This window comes from Delftia sp. (assembly GCF_059499305.1).
The window spans coordinates 32806-49006 of record NZ_JCABYI010000002.1; the positions used below are offsets into that span (position 1 = coordinate 32806).

General features: G+C 66.0%; 15 protein-coding genes. All 15 read right to left on the reverse strand.

All coding sequences use genetic code 11. The features are described 5' to 3' along the window. Positions 1 to 29: 29 nt before the first annotated feature. Entirely contained in the window at positions 30 to 899 is an 870-nt protein-coding gene (locus tag AC5I49_RS01070; RefSeq protein WP_016450495.1) for an LOG family protein, read from the reverse strand. Between the two features lie 242 nt (positions 900 to 1141). Further along, positions 1142 to 1528 carry a monovalent cation/H(+) antiporter subunit G gene (locus AC5I49_RS01075; RefSeq protein ID WP_017404730.1) on the reverse strand — a complete coding sequence of 129 codons (387 nt, stop codon included), beginning with the start codon at positions 1526 to 1528 and terminating at the stop codon, positions 1142 to 1144. Next, on the reverse strand, positions 1525 to 1803 hold the full coding sequence (locus AC5I49_RS01080) for a K+/H+ antiporter subunit F (protein WP_012206532.1): 279 nt from the start codon (positions 1801 to 1803) through the stop codon (positions 1525 to 1527). The genes AC5I49_RS01075 and AC5I49_RS01080 overlap by 4 nt, the downstream gene beginning before the upstream one ends. Continuing rightward, positions 1800 to 2291 carry a Na+/H+ antiporter subunit E gene (locus AC5I49_RS01085; protein WP_016450497.1) on the reverse strand — a complete coding sequence of 164 codons (492 nt, stop codon included), beginning with the start codon at positions 2289 to 2291 and terminating at the stop codon, positions 1800 to 1802. Before AC5I49_RS01085 ends, AC5I49_RS01080 begins: the two co-directional genes overlap by 4 nt. After that, complete coding sequence (locus AC5I49_RS01090) at positions 2288 to 4084, reverse strand: monovalent cation/H+ antiporter subunit D (RefSeq protein WP_017404727.1); 1797 nt, start codon at positions 4082 to 4084, stop codon at positions 2288 to 2290. Before AC5I49_RS01090 ends, AC5I49_RS01085 begins: the two co-directional genes overlap by 4 nt. Then, the gene (locus AC5I49_RS01095) at positions 4081 to 4446 is read right to left on the reverse strand and encodes a Na+/H+ antiporter subunit C (protein WP_016450499.1); all 366 of its coding nucleotides are present in this window, start codon (positions 4444 to 4446) and stop codon (positions 4081 to 4083) included. Before AC5I49_RS01095 ends, AC5I49_RS01090 begins: the two co-directional genes overlap by 4 nt. Then, on the reverse strand, positions 4446 to 7424 hold the full coding sequence (locus tag AC5I49_RS01100; protein ID WP_151019170.1) for a monovalent cation/H+ antiporter subunit A: 2979 nt from the start codon (positions 7422 to 7424) through the stop codon (positions 4446 to 4448). The genes AC5I49_RS01095 and AC5I49_RS01100 overlap by 1 nt, the downstream gene beginning before the upstream one ends. 139 nt (positions 7425 to 7563) lie before the next feature. Next, on the reverse strand, positions 7564 to 7965 hold the full coding sequence (locus tag AC5I49_RS01105) for a ComEA family DNA-binding protein (RefSeq protein ID WP_034363686.1): 402 nt from the start codon (positions 7963 to 7965) through the stop codon (positions 7564 to 7566). A 260-nt stretch (positions 7966 to 8225) separates the two neighbouring features. Next, positions 8226 to 9401, reverse strand: coding sequence for a lipopolysaccharide assembly protein LapB (gene lapB / locus AC5I49_RS01110; RefSeq protein ID WP_151019169.1), 1176 nt, complete (start codon positions 9399 to 9401; stop codon positions 8226 to 8228). Further along, on the reverse strand, positions 9391 to 9708 hold the full coding sequence (locus AC5I49_RS01115) for a LapA family protein (protein ID WP_495788715.1): 318 nt from the start codon (positions 9706 to 9708) through the stop codon (positions 9391 to 9393). The genes lapB and AC5I49_RS01115 overlap by 11 nt, the downstream gene beginning before the upstream one ends. An 80-nt stretch (positions 9709 to 9788) precedes the next feature. Continuing rightward, positions 9789 to 10127 (reverse strand): integration host factor subunit beta, encoded by a 339-nt coding sequence (locus AC5I49_RS01120; RefSeq protein ID WP_017404723.1) that lies wholly within the window; start codon positions 10125 to 10127, stop codon positions 9789 to 9791. A 90-nt stretch (positions 10128 to 10217) separates the two neighbouring features. Then, positions 10218 to 11942: a 30S ribosomal protein S1 gene (rpsA, locus tag AC5I49_RS01125; RefSeq protein WP_255247313.1), complete on the reverse strand. Its 1725-nt coding sequence runs from the start codon at positions 11940 to 11942 to the stop codon at positions 10218 to 10220. Positions 11943 to 12087: 145 nt separating this feature from the next. Then, entirely contained in the window at positions 12088 to 14115 is a 2028-nt protein-coding gene (locus tag AC5I49_RS01130) for a bifunctional 3-phosphoshikimate 1-carboxyvinyltransferase/cytidylate kinase (RefSeq protein ID WP_495788716.1), read from the reverse strand. Positions 14116 to 14217: 102 nt separating this feature from the next. Next, positions 14218 to 15096 (reverse strand): prephenate dehydrogenase, encoded by an 879-nt coding sequence (locus AC5I49_RS01135; protein WP_016449514.1) that lies wholly within the window; start codon positions 15094 to 15096, stop codon positions 14218 to 14220. Beyond that, complete coding sequence (gene pheA / locus AC5I49_RS01140; RefSeq protein ID WP_016454364.1) at positions 15096 to 16196, reverse strand: prephenate dehydratase; 1101 nt, start codon at positions 16194 to 16196, stop codon at positions 15096 to 15098. The genes AC5I49_RS01135 and pheA overlap by 1 nt, the downstream gene beginning before the upstream one ends. Positions 16197 to 16201 lie beyond the last annotated feature (5 nt).

Below are 16201 nucleotides of genomic sequence, written 5' to 3' on the forward strand. Positions count from 1 at the left end.
TGCGGTGGCGGCCTGCCGGCCGCTGCGGCTTACCAGCCGCCAGCGTGGAACTGCTTGATCAGCGCCCAGGCCTCGACCGGATCATCGGTATAGCGGAACAGCTGCAGGTCCTTGGGCGAGATCGTGCCTTCCTCGATCATCAGGTCGATGTTGAGCAGGCGCTTCCAGAACTCGGTGCCAAAAAGGATCACGGGCACGGAATGCGTCTTGCCGGTCTGCATGAGGGTCAGCACCTCGAACAGCTCGTCCAGCGTGCCGAAGCCGCCGGGGAAGGCCACCAGGGCCTTGGCGCGCATCATGAAATGCATCTTGCGCAGGGCGAAGTAGTGGAACTTGAAGCTCAGGTCCGGCGAGATGAAGCGGTTGCCGTTTTGCTCGTGCGGCAGCTCGATGTTCAGGCCGATGCTGGGCGCGCCCACGTCATGGGCGCCCCGGTTGGCCGCCTCCATGATGCCGGGGCCGCCGCCGGTGCAGATGTAGAGGCGCTCCTCGGGCGGCTGGTTCAGGCTGTCGGCGGCCACGATGCGCGTGAAGGCGCGGGCCTGTTCATAGCGGTGCGCATTGCGCACGGCGCGCTCGGCCAAGGCAACGCGCTGGGGATCGCCGCTGGCCTGTGCGTCGGCCAATTGCTGCTCGGCCTGCTCCAGGTCCACGAAGCGGGCGCTGCCATAGACCACGACGGTGTGCTCGATGCCGCGCTCGATCTGGGCCAGGTCCGGCTTGAGCAGCTCCAGCTGCATGCGGATGCCGCGGGTTTCGCGGCGGAACATGAATTCCGGGTCCGCGAAGGCGAGGCGATTGGAGTTCTGCTGCAATGCCATGCCGTTGTGTGCCTGGTTGTGAAGGGCCGACCAGCCGTTGGCCAGATCGGTATCGGTCAGGGGGGAAGAGATTTGCATGAACCCTCGTACACAGGAAAAACCAGGGCGGCCACGCCTGTGGCCGTTCCATCAAATACGTTGCCAGCGCAGATGATGACTGCACTATACGCTCACAAACTCATAGCCGCGGGGCTCGCGCACCGGGTGCTTTGGCGCATTGACGCAGCCGTGGGCGAATTCGTATGCTGGACAGTTGGCAGTAGGGCTTTTGCCTGCCGCTGCCTGCCGCATCGGCGGGTATTTTCAGGCCCGATTGCGCTTCAGACGTCCGGGTGTTCGGCCGGCTCGTTGCGCACGACGCTGCTCAGCGGCGGCGGCACGTCCTGGCCTGCACGGCGTGCGCGGAACAGGGCTGCACGCATCAGGAAGATGGTCGTGATGGGAACGGTCACCGAGATGAACACCGCAATCAGCAGCGCATGCACGGCCAGGCTCTGGCCGCTGACGGAAAAGTAGATCCAGGTGGCATGCATGATCAGCCAGCAGCCCATGGTGGCGATGATGGAAGGCGCATGCACGCGCTCGAAATAGCTGTCCAGGCGCCACAGGCCCATGGAGCCCAGAAAGGCGATGATGGCGCCGCCCAGCGCCAGCGCAGCCACCAGGATCTGGCACCACAGCGGCAGCGTGGTGGTTTCCGGCATCATTCGATCACCTCGCCGCGCAGCAGGAACTTGGCCATGGCCGTGGAGCCCACGCAGCCGAACAGCGCAACCAGCAGGGCGGCCTCGAAATAGCTGGTGCTGTCATAGATGATGCCCATCAGCAGCATGGCCAGCATGCCGTTGAGGTACATGCAGTCCAGCGCCAGCACGCGATCCTGGGCGTGCGGGCCCTTGAGCAGGCGCAGCACGGCGCAGCCCATGGCGGCGACCAGCAGGCCCAGCGCGAACATCAAAGTCCAGTGGAACCAGGGCATCATTCGAAAATCTCCATCAGGGGGCGCTCGTAGGAGCGCTTGACGTGCTGGACGATCTCTTCGGGATCATCGACCTCCAGCACATGCAGCATGAGCTGGGAGCGGTCGCGCGAGATCTCGGCCCAGGCCGTGCCGGGCGTGATGCACACGATCATGGCGAGCACGGCCAGGCCGTTGGGGTCGCGCAGTTCCAGCGGGATGCGCACGAAGTTGGCCGGGTGCTTGCGCATGCCCGGAAACAGCATGAACCGCACGACGTTGAAGTTGGACACCGAGGTGTCCCAGACCACGCGCAGCCCCAGGCGCACGATGGTCAGCGGATGGCGCACGCGCACGGGCAAGGGGCGCAGGCCGCGCAGCAGCAGCGGCAGCAACAGGCCCAGCAAGGCGCCCAGCAGGATCTGGCCGCTGCTGAACGAGCGGTTGAGCAGCAGCCACAGCAGGAACAGCGCCACCGACAGCAGCGGCGCGGGCAGCAGGGTTTTCATCATCGGGAATCCTCCTTGCCGGCCGTTGGGCCTGCATCGCCTATGCCTGCGGGCATGGGGGCGCCGCTGGCCTGGGCAGCGGCGCGCGCGGCGCCTTCGGGGCCGGCTTCCAGCCGCGCCTTCTTTTCTGCCGGGCTCGGCTCCGGCTGCGTGCCCATGACGGAGCGCACATAGACATCGGGCGCCAGCAGCGCATCGGCCGCACGCTGCGTGTAGCCCATCAGCTGGCCACCCTGCACGGTGAGCGCCACGCAGCAGGCCAGCAGCACGGCGATGGGCAGGCCTTCGGCCACACGCAACGAGGGCGAGTTCTGCTCCTCGGTCGCCCAGAAATGGCGTATGCCGGCGCGCACCAGCGACAGCAGGGCGAGCAGTCCCGTGGCGATCATCAGCGCCACCAGCACCCAGCCGGCCCAGCCGGCCTGGAAGCCGCTGGAGTTGCCCAGGCCCAGCGGGTTGAGCAGGGCAGACAGCATGGCGAACTTGCCCACAAAGCCCGACAGCGGGGGCAGGCCGGTGACCACCAGGGTGGCCAGCATGAAGCTCAGGCCGATGAAGGCGGCCGCTGCGGGAATGGCGCGGCCGATCAGCACCTCTTCGGATTCGTCGAGGTTGAAGCCCTCCGTGGGCAGCAGTTCGGCGTTGAGGAAGGGAGCCTCGTCATCCTCATAGGGCTCGCCCGCATCGTCATCCACGCGCCAGCGGTCCACCACGTCGGCGATCAGAAACAGGGCGCTCACGGCCAGGGTGGAGCTGGGCAGGTAGTACAGCAGCCCGGCCGTCAAGGCGTTCTGGCCAAAGCCCGTGGCGGCCAGCAAGGTGCCCGAAGAGAGAACGGCCGCAAAGCCCGCGATATGCGTCAGCCGCTGCGAGCCCAGCATGCCCAGGCCGCCGAAGGCCATGGTCAGCATGCCGCCGACGATCAGCCAGGTGCTGCCGAACAGGGCGGAGGCGCCGGCCTCGGAGCTGAACAGCAGCGTCCACAGCCGCAGCACCACGTAGACGCCCACCTTGGTCATGAGCGCGAACACGGCGCCCACGGGAGCGGTGGCTGCGCTGTAGGCCGGCACCAGCCAGAAGTTCAGCGGCCACATGGCTGCCTTGGTCAGGAAGGCAATGCCCAGGATGGCAGCGGCCGAATGCAGCAGCCCGCGGTCGTCGCTGCTGACCTGGGGGATGGCACGTGCCAGGTCGGCCATGTTCAGCGTGCCGGTCAGGCCGTAGAGCATGGACACGCCGATCAGGAACAGCGACGAGGCTGCAAGATTGATGGCGATGTAGTGCAGGCCCGCCTGGATGCGCGTCCGCCCGGAACCATGCAGGACCAGTCCATAGGAGGCCGCGAGCATGATCTCGAAGAACACGAACAGGTTGAACAGGTCCGCCGTGAGGAAGGCGCCGCTCAGGCCCATCAGCTGAAACTGGAACAGCGAGTGAAAGTGCATCCCCGCGCGGTGCCAGCGGGCGCTGGAGAAGACCAGCGAGGCCAGGGCCACCGTATAGGTCAGCACCAGCATCATGCCGGTCAGGCGGTCCAGTGCCAGCGAGATGCCGAAGGGCATGGGCCAGTTGCCCGGCATGTAGACGCCCAGGTTGACGGGCGCGCCGGCCTGGTCGGTCCACAGCATCAGCATCACGGCCACGCCCAGCCCCATCAGGGTGGATACCAGTCCAAGAGCGAATTTGAGGCGCTGGCGCTCTTCGCGCAGCAACAGCATCAGCGCTGCCGAAAGCATGGGCAGCACGATGGGCGCCAGCATCAGGTGCGGCATGAGACGGGCGGTCAGCTCGTTCATGGCATCTCCTGCTCGGTGCGGGAATGGGCTCCGTCCACATGGTCGGTGCCCGTGGTGCCGCGCGAGGCCAGCAGCACCACCAGGAACAGTGCCGTCATGGCAAAGCCGATCACGATGGCCGTGAGCACCAGAGCCTGCGGCATGGGATCCGCATAGTGCGCAAGATCCTGCGGCACGCCGGCGCGCAGCACGGGCTCCTTGTCGATGGCCAGGCCCTGGCGGCCCATGCTGAAGATGAACAGGTTGACTGCGTAAGACAGCAGGGCCAGGCCCATGATGACCTGGTAGGTGCGTGGGCGCAGCAGCAGCCACACGCCCGAGCCCGTCAGTACGCCGATGGCAATGGCAAGCACGACTTCCATCAGAAACCTCCTCGTGCAAGCGCTGCAGCGGTGGCCTGCTGCACGGCGGCTTCGGCCTCTTCGGCCTGTTGCTGCTGCTCCTCCAGCAGGCGGGCGTGGTAGCGGTGGCTGCGCACCGATTGGTGGGCGATGGCCGTCAGAATGAGCATGGTCGCGCCGACCACCAGCGAGAACACACCGATGTCGAAGAACAGGGCGCTGGCGAGATGCACGTCGCCGACGACTGGCAGGGTCATATGGAAGGTGTGGCTGGTGAGAAAGGGATAGCCGGCCACGATGGAGCCCATGCCGGTACCCAGTGCGAACAGCAGGCCGACACCGATCCATCGGCGCGGGAAGATCGGCAGGTGGGCCTCGACCCACTGCGTGCCGGAGATGATGTACTGCATTAGCAAGGCGACCGAGAACACCAGGCCGGCCACGAAGCCGCCGCCGGGCTCGTTGTGGCCGCGCATGAAGATGTAGACGGAAACCAGGGCGGCAAACGGCAGCAGCAGCCGCACCAGCACGGCGGGCACCATCAGGTAGCCCACGGCCGTATCGCCTGCGTTGCGCGGATTGAACAGATCGGTCTGCAGGTCGCCAGGCATGTAGCGCTGCTGCTCGGGCAGGTCCAGCGTCTCGCGGGCCGGGCGAAAGCGCCTGAGCAGCGCATAGACGACCAGGGCCACGATGCCCAGCACCACGATCTCGCCGAAGGTGTCGAAGCCCCGGAAGTCCACCAGCATGACGTTGACCACATTGGTGCCGCCGCCATCGCTGAGCGCATGTTCCAGGAAGAAGGTGGAGGCCCCGTCATAGAAGGGGCGGCTCATCATGGCGAAGGCCAGCCAGGCCATGCCGCCACCTGCAACCAGCGACAGCAGCAGGTCACGCATGCGGCGCGAGCGGGCGCGCAGCTCGGCGGACAGCACGGGAATGTGCAGGCTTTTGTCGCGCTTGGGCATCCAGCGCAGGCCCAGCAGCATCAGCACCGTGGTGGCGACCTCGACGACCAGCTGCGTCAGCGCCAGGTCAGGCGCCGAGAACCACAGGAAGGTCAGGCAGGTGCACAGGCCGGCGCCGCCCAGCATGATCAGCGCCGTCAGCCGGTGGTACTTGGCCTTCCAGGCCGTACCCAGGGCGCAGAGAATGCCCACGGCCCACAGCATCACGAAGGCGGGCGACAGCGGCAGCATGCTCCGGTCGCCCAGCTTGATGCCTTGCAGCCACAGGGGCAGAACGCCAGCCAGCACGGCGGTGCAGACCAGCCACAGCATCTGCCACTGCAGGCGCATGGTGGACAGGCGCCGGCGCGACCAGCGGCCCAGCAGGGACAGGCGGGCCAGCAGATTCTCGAAAACACGCTGGCCGCTGAGCGTGCCTACCAGCGGCGCGGTATCCATATGGCCGGCCTGGCGCTGCCAGCGCAGCAGCATGTACAGCAGGATGCCGCCAATCAACGCCACAAGGCTCATGATCAAGGGCATGTTCCAGCCGTGCCAGATGGCCAGGCTGTACTCGGGCAGGTCGCCGCCGACTACGGGCGTGGCGGCCGCTGCGAGAAAGCTGCCCACCGCCCACGCCGGCAGCATGCCCACCACCAGGCAGGCCAGCACCAGCAGCTCGACGGGCACGCGCATCCAGTGCGGAGGCTCGTGCGGGTCGTGCGGCAGGTCGGTGGCCTTGGGGCCGAAGAAGACGTCGATGGTGAAGCGCAGCGAATAGGCCACGCTGAACATGCCCGCCACCGTGGCTGCCACCGGCAAGGCCGTGCGCACCCAGGGAGCGGCATCCAGGTAGACGGTCTCGGCGAAGAACATTTCCTTGGACAGGAAGCCGTTGAGCAGCGGCACGCCCGCCATGGCCGCACTGGCCACGCAGGCCAGCGTGGCCGTGATGGGCATCATGTGCCGCAGGCCCGAAAGCCGGCGGATGTCACGCGTGCCGCTTTCATGGTCGACGATGCCCGCGGCCATGAACAGCGAGGCCTTGAAGGTCGCGTGGTTCATGATGTGGAACACCGCAGCCACGGCGGCCAGCTTGCTGTTCAGGCCCAGCAGTAGCGTGATCAGGCCCAGGTGGGAAATCGTCGAATAGGCCAGCAATCCCTTGAGATCGTGCTGGAACATGGCCAGATAGCCGCCGATGAGCAGGGTTGCCGCGCCCGCTCCGCCCACCAGCCAGAACCAGGCATCGGTGTCACCCAGCACGGGCCACATGCGCGCCAGCAGGAACACGCCGGCCTTGACCATGGTGGCGGAGTGCAGATAGGCCGACACCGGCGTGGGCGCGGCCATGGCGTGCGGCAGCCAGAAGTGGAAGGGGAACTGCGCACTCTTGGTCAGCGCGCCCAGCAGGATCAGCACCAGGGCGACCAGGTACAGCTGGTGGTCACGCACCTGCTGGCCGGCGATGAGCACGTTGTCCAGGTCATAGCTGCCCACGATGTGGCCCAGCACCAGCATGCCGGCCAGCATGGCCAGGCCGCCTGTGCCCGTCACCGTCAGCGCCATGCGCGCGCCGCGGCGTGCATCCTTGCGATGGTGCCAGTATCCGATCAGAAGAAAGGAGAAGAGGCTGGTCAGCTCCCAGAAGAAGGCAATCTGGATGATGTTGCCCGACAGCACCACGCCAGCCATCGCGCCCATGAAGGCCAGAAAGAACGAGAAAAAGCGCGGCACTGGATCGGCCGGCGACATGTAGTAGCGCGCATACAGCACGACCAGCGAGCCTATGCCCAGCACCAGCATGCAGAACATCCAGGCAAAGCCGTCCATGCGGATCACCAGGTTCAGTCCCAGTGCCGGCAGCCACTCGATCTCCTGGCGCAGCACTTCCCCATCGGCGATCTGTGGAAACAGCAATGCGGTCTGTATGGCACAGCCCAATGCGATCACGCCGGCCAGAGTCGACTCCGTATTGCGCGCATTGGCGGGCAGCATTGCGGCAATCAGGCTGCCGATGAAGGGTAGGAGTATGAGGGTGATCAGGGGCATGGGCGGTCCATTTTACGGGCAAGGTTTTTTGCTTCGCTATGAAAACCTGAGCATGTTTCAGGCTATGGCCGCGCATACCCCGAGGGTCGTACGCATGAAAAACCCGCCGAAGCGGGTTGGATAGAGACAGTTCGCGTCTTCAGGAGGCCGAGCCGGCCTTGGCTGGAGTGGCCGGCTTTGCCGCCTGCTCCTTGGTCGGCTTGGTGCCCTGGGCCGCCGTGTCCTTGCCCCCCTTGGCCGCAGTGTCCTTGGCATCAGGCTTGGCGCTGTGGCCTTTGTAGCTGCTGCCGTTGACAGTCAGGCCTTCGCCCGAAAACTTGGTGGCGGTCGGTTCGGCCACACCCTTGACCCGTGCGATGAAGTCGGGCCAGTCCTTGAAGGGGGCGGATTTGCGTTCCTCGAGAATGCGTGCCGACATGGCCGGGCCTATGCCCTTGATGGATGTCAGTTCGGCTTCATTCGCCTTGTTGGCTTCCACAGCGGCCAAAGCCATCACGGACCACAGCAGCGCAATGAAGCCAGCCATCAATTTTCTGAACATACAAACCTCCTGATCCCTCAATGTTGAGGGCCGCAACATTGCGACCCAGAAGCATCTTATGCAGGCCTCTGGCGTGCCGCCAGGCAGTCGCGGGCTCCAGGAGGCCGGCGCAGGCACGGCCGCACGCACCCAAAGCCAATGGCCACGCGCCCTCCAGGGCGGTTTCTAGGAATACTCTGAAAATACACTGGCCATGCCGGGTTTGCCAATGGGGGTGACGCGATGCCGGGGATAGGGCCGCCTTTCGCCACCCCGGCCCATCACAGCTCCTCGACGCGCCGGGCCGGGTAGCTGTCCCAGCTCTGGCAGCCGGGGCAGTGCCAGAAATGCTGGCGCGCCTCGAAGCCGCAGGCCGCGCAGCGGTAGCGGGTCAGCGGTTTGGCGGCGTGGTCCAGCGCGCGTTGCACGGCTGGGTGGTATTGCTCCTCGGACAGTTTCTCGCCAGCCAGCCACTGCGCAGCAGCCACCAGGGAAGGTTCCCGGTCCAGATGCTGGACCAGGCGGGCGCGTCCCGGTGCCTTGGTTTCGCCATCGGTGCTCTGTTCTTCAATTTGAGCGTCCAGCGCAACCAACGCCTGCAGCAGGTCCAGCGAAGGTGCCTGGGCGTATTGCTGGCTGAGCAGCTGGTGGACATGCTGGCGTTGGCCTGTGGCGGCTGCGATGTCCACCAGCAACTGGGCTGCCAGCGGCAGCGCGGCGGGGGACTGCTCGGCCAGGCTTTCCAGCGATTGCAAGGCCTGGGCCGATTGCCCCATGCGATGCTGCAACTGGGCATGCTCCAGGCGCGGTCGCGCAGCCTGGGGTGCTGTGGTGATGGCTTGCTGCAGCCGCTGCAGCGCCTCGGCCTGCTGGCCCTGCGTGAGCAAGGACTGGGCGTCTTCGCACAGGTAGTGCGCCAGCCGGCCACTGAAGTCCCCCTGGTTGGCATCCTGCATGCGGCGAGCAATGGCGGCGGCCTGTGTCCAGTCGCGCGAGCGCTCGTAGATGGCCAGCAGGGCCAGGCGGGCCTCGGCCTCGAAGGCCGTGCCTTCCAGGCGGCGCAGCGCGTCCTCGGCGCGATCGAGCAGGCCTGCCTTCAGAAAGTCCTGGGCCAGCGCGTGCTGGGCGCGGTCGCGGTCCACGCGGCTGAGGTCGCCGCGCGACAGCAGGTGCTCATGCACGCGCACGGCGCGGTTGTATTCGCCGCGGCGGCGAAAGAGATTGCCCAGGGCGAAGTGCAACTCCGAGGTGTCGGGGTCGTTCTGCACGGCTTCGATGAAGGCGTCGATGGCCTTGTCCTGCTGCTCGTTGAGCAGGAAGTTCAATCCCTTGAAGTAGGCCTTGGGTGCCTGGCGGTTTTCGGCGCGGATCTGCCGCAAGTCCCAGCGCGAGGCCAGCCAGCCCAGCACGAAGGCCACGGGCAGGCCCAGCAGTATCCAGCTCAGATCAAATTCCATGCACGTCGCCCGGCAGGATGGGGGAGGGGGGCGCCTTGGGCGCCGTGACTGGCGCCGCTCCTTCGGCTGCAGGCGCGGTGACCTGGGTCAAGCGCGCGGCATTGCGGTGCTTGAGCCAGCGCGGCACCATGCCCAGCACGCCCACGATCAGGCCCAGGGCGAAGGCCGCCAGCACCACCAGTACCAGCGGCGCAGTCCAGGAGGTGCCGAAGAAGAAGTGCACGGTCGCGTCCTGCTGATTGTTCAGTGCGAAGGCGAACAGCGTAAAAAAAATGGCCGCCTTGAGCAGCCACAGGAAGTACTTCATGTGTTCCCTTGTGTGACGGGAACGATTCTAGAGCCTGGCGGTGACGACGGCTGCAGTGCGCGCAGCCGGCAAGCCGGCTTTCAGGCGGCAGGGCCGGTGCCTGCGGAGCTGGCGGCAACCGTGTCGGGCGCCGCGCCGGGGCGCAGGTCCACGGCTTCGCGCAGGGCCTTGCCGGGCTTGAAGTGCGGCACGCGCTTGGACGGAATGTGGACGGCCTCACCGCTGCGGGGATTGCGGCCCATGCGGGGCGGGCGGTGGTTGACCGAGAAACTTCCAAAGCCGCGGATTTCGATGCGATGGCCGCGCACCAGGGCATCGCTGACGGCGTCAAGAATCGTCTTGACGGCCTGCTCGGCGTCGCGTTGGCTCAGTTGGCCAAAGCGTGCTGCGAGTTCTTCGACGAGATCGGATCGGGTCATCAAGGATAGGAATCAGGGGTTGAAATGGCGACGGGCGCCCGGAGGCGCCCGTCGCATCCGACCTTCAGCGGTCAGCAGACTGGCTGCTGATTACTTGTCGGAGTTGTCCAGCTTGGCGCGCAGCAGGGCGCCCAGGCTGGTCGTGCCGGCGTTTTCCTTGGCCGACTGGGCGGACAGGGAAGCCATGGCTTCTTGCTGGTCAACCTGGTCCTTGGCCTTGATCGACAGCTGGATGTTGCGGGTCTTGCGATCCACATTGACCACCACGGCGGTGATCTCGTCGCCTTCCTTCAGCACCGAGCGGGCATCTTCCACGCGGTCAACGGCGATTTCCGAAGCGCGCAGGTAGCCGACGATGTCTTCGCCCAGGTCGATTTCAGCACCGCGTGCGTCCACCGTCTTGACCTTGCCCGACACGATCTGGCCCTTGTCGTTCACGGTCACGAAGGTCGTGAAGGGATCGCTGTCCAGCTGCTTGATGCCCAGGGAGATGCGCTCGCGCTCGACGTCCACGGCCAGCACGATGGCTTCGACTTCCTGGCCCTTCTTGTAGTTGCGCACGGCAGCTTCGCCGGGCTCGTTCCAGGACAGGTCGGACAGGTGCACCAGGCCGTCAATGCCGGCAGCCAGACCCACGAACACGCCGAAGTCGGTGATCGACTTGATCGGGCCCTTGACGCGGTCGCCGCGCTTGGTGTTCTGTGCGAACTCTTGCCAGGGGTTGGCCTTGCACTGCTTCATGCCCAGCGAGATGCGACGCTTGTCTTCGTCGATCTCCAGCACCATGACTTCGACTTCGTCACCCAGGGTCACGAGCTTGGTCGGAGCAATGTTCTTGTTGGTCCAGTCCATTTCGGAGACGTGCACCAGGCCTTCGATGCCGGGTTCCAGCTCGACGAACGCGCCGTAGTCGGCAATGTTCGTGACCTTGCCGAACAGGCGGGTGCTCGAGGGGTAGCGGCGCGAAACGCCCATCCACGGGTCGTCGCCCATTTGCTTCAGACCCAGCGAGACACGGTTCTTCTCGGTGTCGAACTTGAGGATCTTGGCGGTGATTTCCTGGCCAGCCTGCACGACTTCCGAAGGATGACGCACGCGGCGCCATGCCATGTCGGTGATGTGCAGCAGGCCGTCGATGCCGCCCAGGTCCACGAACGCACCGTATTCGGTGATGTTCTTGACCACGCCTTGAACGATGGCGCCTTCCTTCAGCGTTTCCATCAGCTTGGCGCGCTCTTCGCCCATCGAGGCTTCGACCACGGCGCGGCGGCTCAGCACCACGTTGTTGCGCTTGCGGTCCAGCTTGATGACCTTGAACTCCATCGTCTTGTTTTCGTACGGAGTCAGGTCCTTGATCGGACGGGTGTCGATCAGCGAACCGGGCAGGAAGGCGCGGATGCCGTTGACCAGCACCGTCAGGCCGCCCTTGACCTTGCCGGAGGTCGTGCCGGTCACGAATTCGCCCGATTCCAGGGCCTTTTCCAGAGCCAGCCACGAGGCCAGGCGCTTGGCGGTGTCGCGCGACAGGATGGTGTCGCCGTAGCCGTTTTCGATCGAGCCGATGGCGACCGACACAAAGTCGCCCACCTGGACTTCGATTTCTCCCTGGTCGTTCTTGAATTCGTCGATCGGCACATAGGCTTCCGACTTCAGGCCAGCGTTCACGACGACGAAGTTGTGCTCGACGCGCACCACTTCAGCGGTGATGACCTCGCCAGGACGCATTTCCGTGCGTTGCAGCGATTCTTCAAACAGGGAGGCAAAAGATTCAGACATGTATTTCCTTGCCCGCAAACAGGTTTCCGTTGGCACCATTGCCAAGCGTTTCTAGGACTGTTTGCGGAGGTGTTGTGGGTTCAACCACGGGGTTGGAGTCTATGAACCTCGGGCCGTACACGGGGCGGTGCCGCCATGTCTGGGCCCTGAGGGCGGGTTGCCGACCGTGCGGCGCAACTGGCAATCAGTCGCGGCCGAACGGCTGGCGTTCCTGCCACCATGAAAGCACCTGCTCTGCCACCTCTTCGATGGAAAGCTCGGAGCTGTCAAGCAGCATGGAATCCTGGGCGGGCTTGAGGGGTGCAACGCTGCGGTTCATGTCCCGCGCATCGCGTGCTTCAAGGTCTGCCCGAAGGGCGCTTATGTTAGCGGCAATTCCTTTGGAAATCAACTGCTTATGCCGGCGCTCGGCGCGACAGGCGGCGGAGGCCGACAAATAGACCTTGAGGGGAGCATGGGGAAAGATCACCGTGCCCATGTCGCGGCCGTCGGCGACCAGCCCCGGCAGCTGCTGGAAGGACAGCTGCAGGTCCACCAGTGCATCGCGCACGGCCGGCAGGGCCGAGACGCGCGAGGCGTTCATGCCCGACTCCTCGCTGCGCAGGATCAGGGTGACATCCTCGTCGCCCAGCCAGATGCGCTGCTCGGCATCAAAGCGCACGGGCAGCGCGCGCGCCAGCGCGGCAATCTGCGGGGCGTGGGATTCGTCCAGCACCATGCCGGCCCGCGACGCGGCCAGTCCTGTGAGGCGGTACAGCGCGCCCGAGTCCAGCAGGTGGTATCCCAGGGCCTCGGCCACCTCGGCGGCGATGGTTCCTTTGCCGGAGGCGGTGGGGCCATCGATGCAGATCACGGGGATGCACGCACGGGCCGTCTCGCAGACCGAGAACAGGGCCTCGAAGTAGTCGGGGAAGGTCTTGGCGACGCACTTGGGGTCTTCGATGCGCACCGGCAGGGCGGCCGGGTTGAAGGCCGCCAGCGAGAAGCACATGGCCACGCGGTGATCGTCGTAGGTGTGGATGCTGGCCGCGCGCCATGCGGCGGTGGACGCGGGCGGTGTGACGCGGATGAAGTCCGCGCCTTCCTCGACTTCGGCGCCCAGCTTGCGCAGCTCCTTGGTCATGGCCGCGATGCGGTCGGTCTCCTTGACGCGCCAGCTTGCGATGTTGCGCAGCGTGGTCGTGCCATCGGCATACAGGGCCATGACGGCCAGCGTCATGGCGGCATCGGGGATGTGGTTGCAGTCCAGGTCGATGGCCTTGAGCGGCCAGGCGCCACGGCGTATGCGCAGCCAGTTCGGGCCTCCCTCCACCTCGGCGCCCATGGCGCGCGCGGCTTCGACAAAGCGGATATCGCCCTGGATGGAGTCCAGTCCCACGCCGAGGATGCGGATGCCTTCGGCGCTGTCCGAGGCGATGGCGCCCAGTGCGATGAAGTAGCTGGCCGACGAGGCGTCTGCCTCGACATGGATCTCGCCCGGCGAGCGGTAGCGACTGCCGGCCGGGATGGTGAAGCGCTGCCAGTTCTCGTTGTGCACGGCGATGCCGAAGCGGGCCAGCAACTCCAGCGTGATATGGATGTAGGGCTTGGAGATCAGCTCGCCCACGACTTCGATGGTGATGTCGCGCGTGGTTGCCAGCAGCGGCAGCGCCATCAGCAGCGAGGTCAGGAACTGGCTGGAGACATCGCCACGCACCTGGATGGGGCTGTGCGGCAGCTGCGAGAAATCGGGCTGGCGGATGTGCAGCGGAGGAAAGCCCTCGTTGCCCAGGTAGTCGATGCGGCAGCCGAGCTGTCGCAGTGCATCGACCAGATCGCCGATGGGGCGCTCATGCATGCGCGGCACGCCGCTGAGTTGGAAGTCGCCGCCCAGCACGGACAGGGCTGCCGTCAGCGGCCGCATGGCCGTGCCGGCGTTGCCCATGAACAGCTCGGCACTGGCGCCGGAGGGCAGGACGCCGCCCAGGCCGGTGATGCGCACAGGCTGGCCGAGGGTGATGGTCGCGGGCTCCACCGTGCAGCCCAGTTGCTGCAGGGCCCGGAGCATGACGCGCGTGTCGTCCGAGTCAAGCAGGTCGTGGACCACGGTCGTGCCCTGGCTCAGCGCTGCCAGCAGCAGCACGCGGTTCGAGATGCTCTTGGAGCCTGGCAGGCTCACCGTGCCCTGAGCGCGGGAAAGAGGGGGGATATCGAGGAAGGCGGTACTGAACATGGCAATTCGGAGGCAAACAGGCTGTCGGAAGGCATTGCGGCCGCGCTGGCCGCAATCCACAGATGCGCTTGGGGGCGCTTGGAGCGCGGCCGGCGTTGCGCGTCAGCGGCGCGGTACGCCCATGCGCCAGTGGGCACGCGCCGCGCTGGCCAGGGTCAGGTGGTCTTCCAGGCCTTGGCCGTCGCCGGCCTGGATCAGGCATTCGAGTTGCTGCAGCGCCTGCTGGAACTGGCGCGACTGCGCCAGCACCTGTTCGCTGTTGGCCAGCAGCACATCGCGCCACATCTTGGGGTCGCCTGCTGCAATGCGCGTGAAGTCACGGAAGCCGGGGCCGGCCAGGGACAGCACCTCATCGGAATCGGGCTGGGTGATCACGCTTTGCATCATGGCGAAGGCCAGCAGATGCGGCAGGTGGCTGACCGTGGCAAAGGCGCTGTCGTGGGCTTCTGGCGACATGGCGCGCACGCGGCAGCCCAGCAGCTCCCACAGGGACTGGGCCTTTTGCAGGTGCTCGGTCAGTGTGCGTTCCGTGGGCGTCAGGATGACCTGTGCGCCCTTGTACAGCTGGGGGTCGGAATGCTCGACGCCCGAGACTTCCTTGCCCGCAATGGGATGGGCCGGCACGAAGGAGCCGAGCTGGTCGCGCAATGCCGAGCGGGCGGCATGCACCACATCGACCTTGGTGGAGCCCACGTCCATGATCATCATCCCGGGCGTGACCAGGTGCTTGATGGACTTGAGCGTGGCCTCGGTAGCCGCCACGGGCACCGCCAGCAGCACCAGGTCTGCGCCGGCGGCGGCCAGCAGGGCCGAGGGTGCCTCCACATCGATGACGCCCATCTGGCGTGCGCGCTCGGTGGTGGACGGGGATTTGCTGTAGCCCACGACACGCTTGACCAGCCCGGCCTGCTTGAGCGCCAGCGCGAACGAGCCGCCCATGAGGCCGCAGCCGATCAACCCCAGTTGTTCGAACGGCTGCATCACTTGGAGACCGGATAGGTGCCCAGCACCTTGTAGAAGGCGCACAGCTCACGCAGCTCCTGCAGCGCGCTGGCCACGTTGGGCTGGGCCGGGTGACCTTCGAGGTCGATGTAGAAGTAGTACTCCCACTGGCCCGTGCGTGCGGGGCGCGATTCGAAGCGCGTCATGGAGACGCCGTGCCGCTTGAGCGGTACCAGCAGGTCATGCACGGCGCCGGGACGGTTGGGCACGGAGATGATGATGCTGGTGCAATCCTGCCCGCTGGGTGCGGGCGTCGCCAGCGTGTGCGGCAGGCAGATGACGGCGAAGCGCGTGCGGTTGTAGGCATCGTCCTGAATGGCATGCGCCACCACGTGCAGGCCGAATTGCTGGGCCGCGCGTTCGCTGGCCAGGCCGGCGATATCGGGGTGCAGCGCCGCCAGGCGGGCGCCTTCGGCGTTGCTGGACACCGGGCGGCGTTCGGCATGCGGCAGATGCTTGGACAGCCAGCCCTGACATTGGGCCAGGGCCTGGGGGTGAGCCGCAACCACCTTGATGCCTTCGGTCGTGTTGGTGCTGCGCAGCAGGTTGTGGCGCACCAGCAGGCTGACCTCTCCCACCACGTGGCAGGGCGTATGCAGGAACATGTCCAGCGAGCGCGTGACCACGCCTTCGTTGGAGTTCTCCACGCCCACCACTCCGTACTGCGCGCTGCCCGCGGCCGTGGCGTGGAACACCTCGTCGAAGCTGTTGCAGTACATCAGGTCGGCCGCGCCGCCGAAATACTGGATGGCCGCTTCCTCGCAGAACGTGCCCGCCGGGCCCAGCACGGCCACGCGCTGGGGTGACTCCAGCGCCAGGCAGGCCGACATGATCTCGCGCCAGATGGCCGAGACATGGGCGTTCTTGAGCGGGCCGGGGTTGGCGGACTCGATCTTCTGGATGACCTGGGCCACGCGGTCAGGGCGGAAGAAGGGCGTGCCTTCACGCTTCTTGACCTCGCCGACCTGCTCGGCCACGCGGGCGCGTCGGTTCAGCAGATCCAGCAGTTGCTGGTCGATATCGTCGATCTGCACGCGCAGATGCGCCAGATCGGGAGAGGCTTGGGGTGGGGTGCTCATGGAAG

Coding starts and splice junctions, on each gene's coding strand:
- AC5I49_RS01070 (WP_016450495.1), bottom strand. CDS start 899: ATGCAAATCTCTTCCCCCCTGACCGATACCGATCTGGCCAACGGCTGG.
- AC5I49_RS01075 (WP_017404730.1), bottom strand. CDS start 1,528: ATGATGCCGGAAACCACCACGCTGCCGCTGTGGTGCCAGATCCTGGTG.
- AC5I49_RS01080 (WP_012206532.1), bottom strand. CDS start 1,803: ATGATGCCCTGGTTCCACTGGACTTTGATGTTCGCGCTGGGCCTGCTG.
- AC5I49_RS01085 (WP_016450497.1), bottom strand. CDS start 2,291: ATGATGAAAACCCTGCTGCCCGCGCCGCTGCTGTCGGTGGCGCTGTTC.
- AC5I49_RS01090 (WP_017404727.1), bottom strand. CDS start 4,084: ATGAACGAGCTGACCGCCCGTCTCATGCCGCACCTGATGCTGGCGCCC.
- AC5I49_RS01095 (WP_016450499.1), bottom strand. CDS start 4,446: ATGGAAGTCGTGCTTGCCATTGCCATCGGCGTACTGACGGGCTCGGGC.
- AC5I49_RS01100 (WP_151019170.1), bottom strand. CDS start 7,424: ATGCCCCTGATCACCCTCATACTCCTACCCTTCATCGGCAGCCTGATT.
- AC5I49_RS01105 (WP_034363686.1), bottom strand. CDS start 7,965: ATGTTCAGAAAATTGATGGCTGGCTTCATTGCGCTGCTGTGGTCCGTG.
- lapB (WP_151019169.1), bottom strand. CDS start 9,401: ATGGAATTTGATCTGAGCTGGATACTGCTGGGCCTGCCCGTGGCCTTC.
- AC5I49_RS01115 (WP_495788715.1), bottom strand. CDS start 9,708: ATGAAGTACTTCCTGTGGCTGCTCAAGGCGGCCATTTTTTTTACGCTG.
- AC5I49_RS01120 (WP_017404723.1), bottom strand. CDS start 10,127: ATGACCCGATCCGATCTCGTCGAAGAACTCGCAGCACGCTTTGGCCAA.
- rpsA (WP_255247313.1), bottom strand. CDS start 11,942: ATGGTGCCAACGGAAACCTGTTTGCGGGCAAGGAAATACATGTCTGAA.
- AC5I49_RS01130 (WP_495788716.1), bottom strand. CDS start 14,115: ATGTTCAGTACCGCCTTCCTCGATATCCCCCCTCTTTCCCGCGCTCAG.
- AC5I49_RS01135 (WP_016449514.1), bottom strand. CDS start 15,096: ATGCAGCCGTTCGAACAACTGGGGTTGATCGGCTGCGGCCTCATGGGC.
- pheA (WP_016454364.1), bottom strand. CDS start 16,196: ATGAGCACCCCACCCCAAGCCTCTCCCGATCTGGCGCATCTGCGCGTG.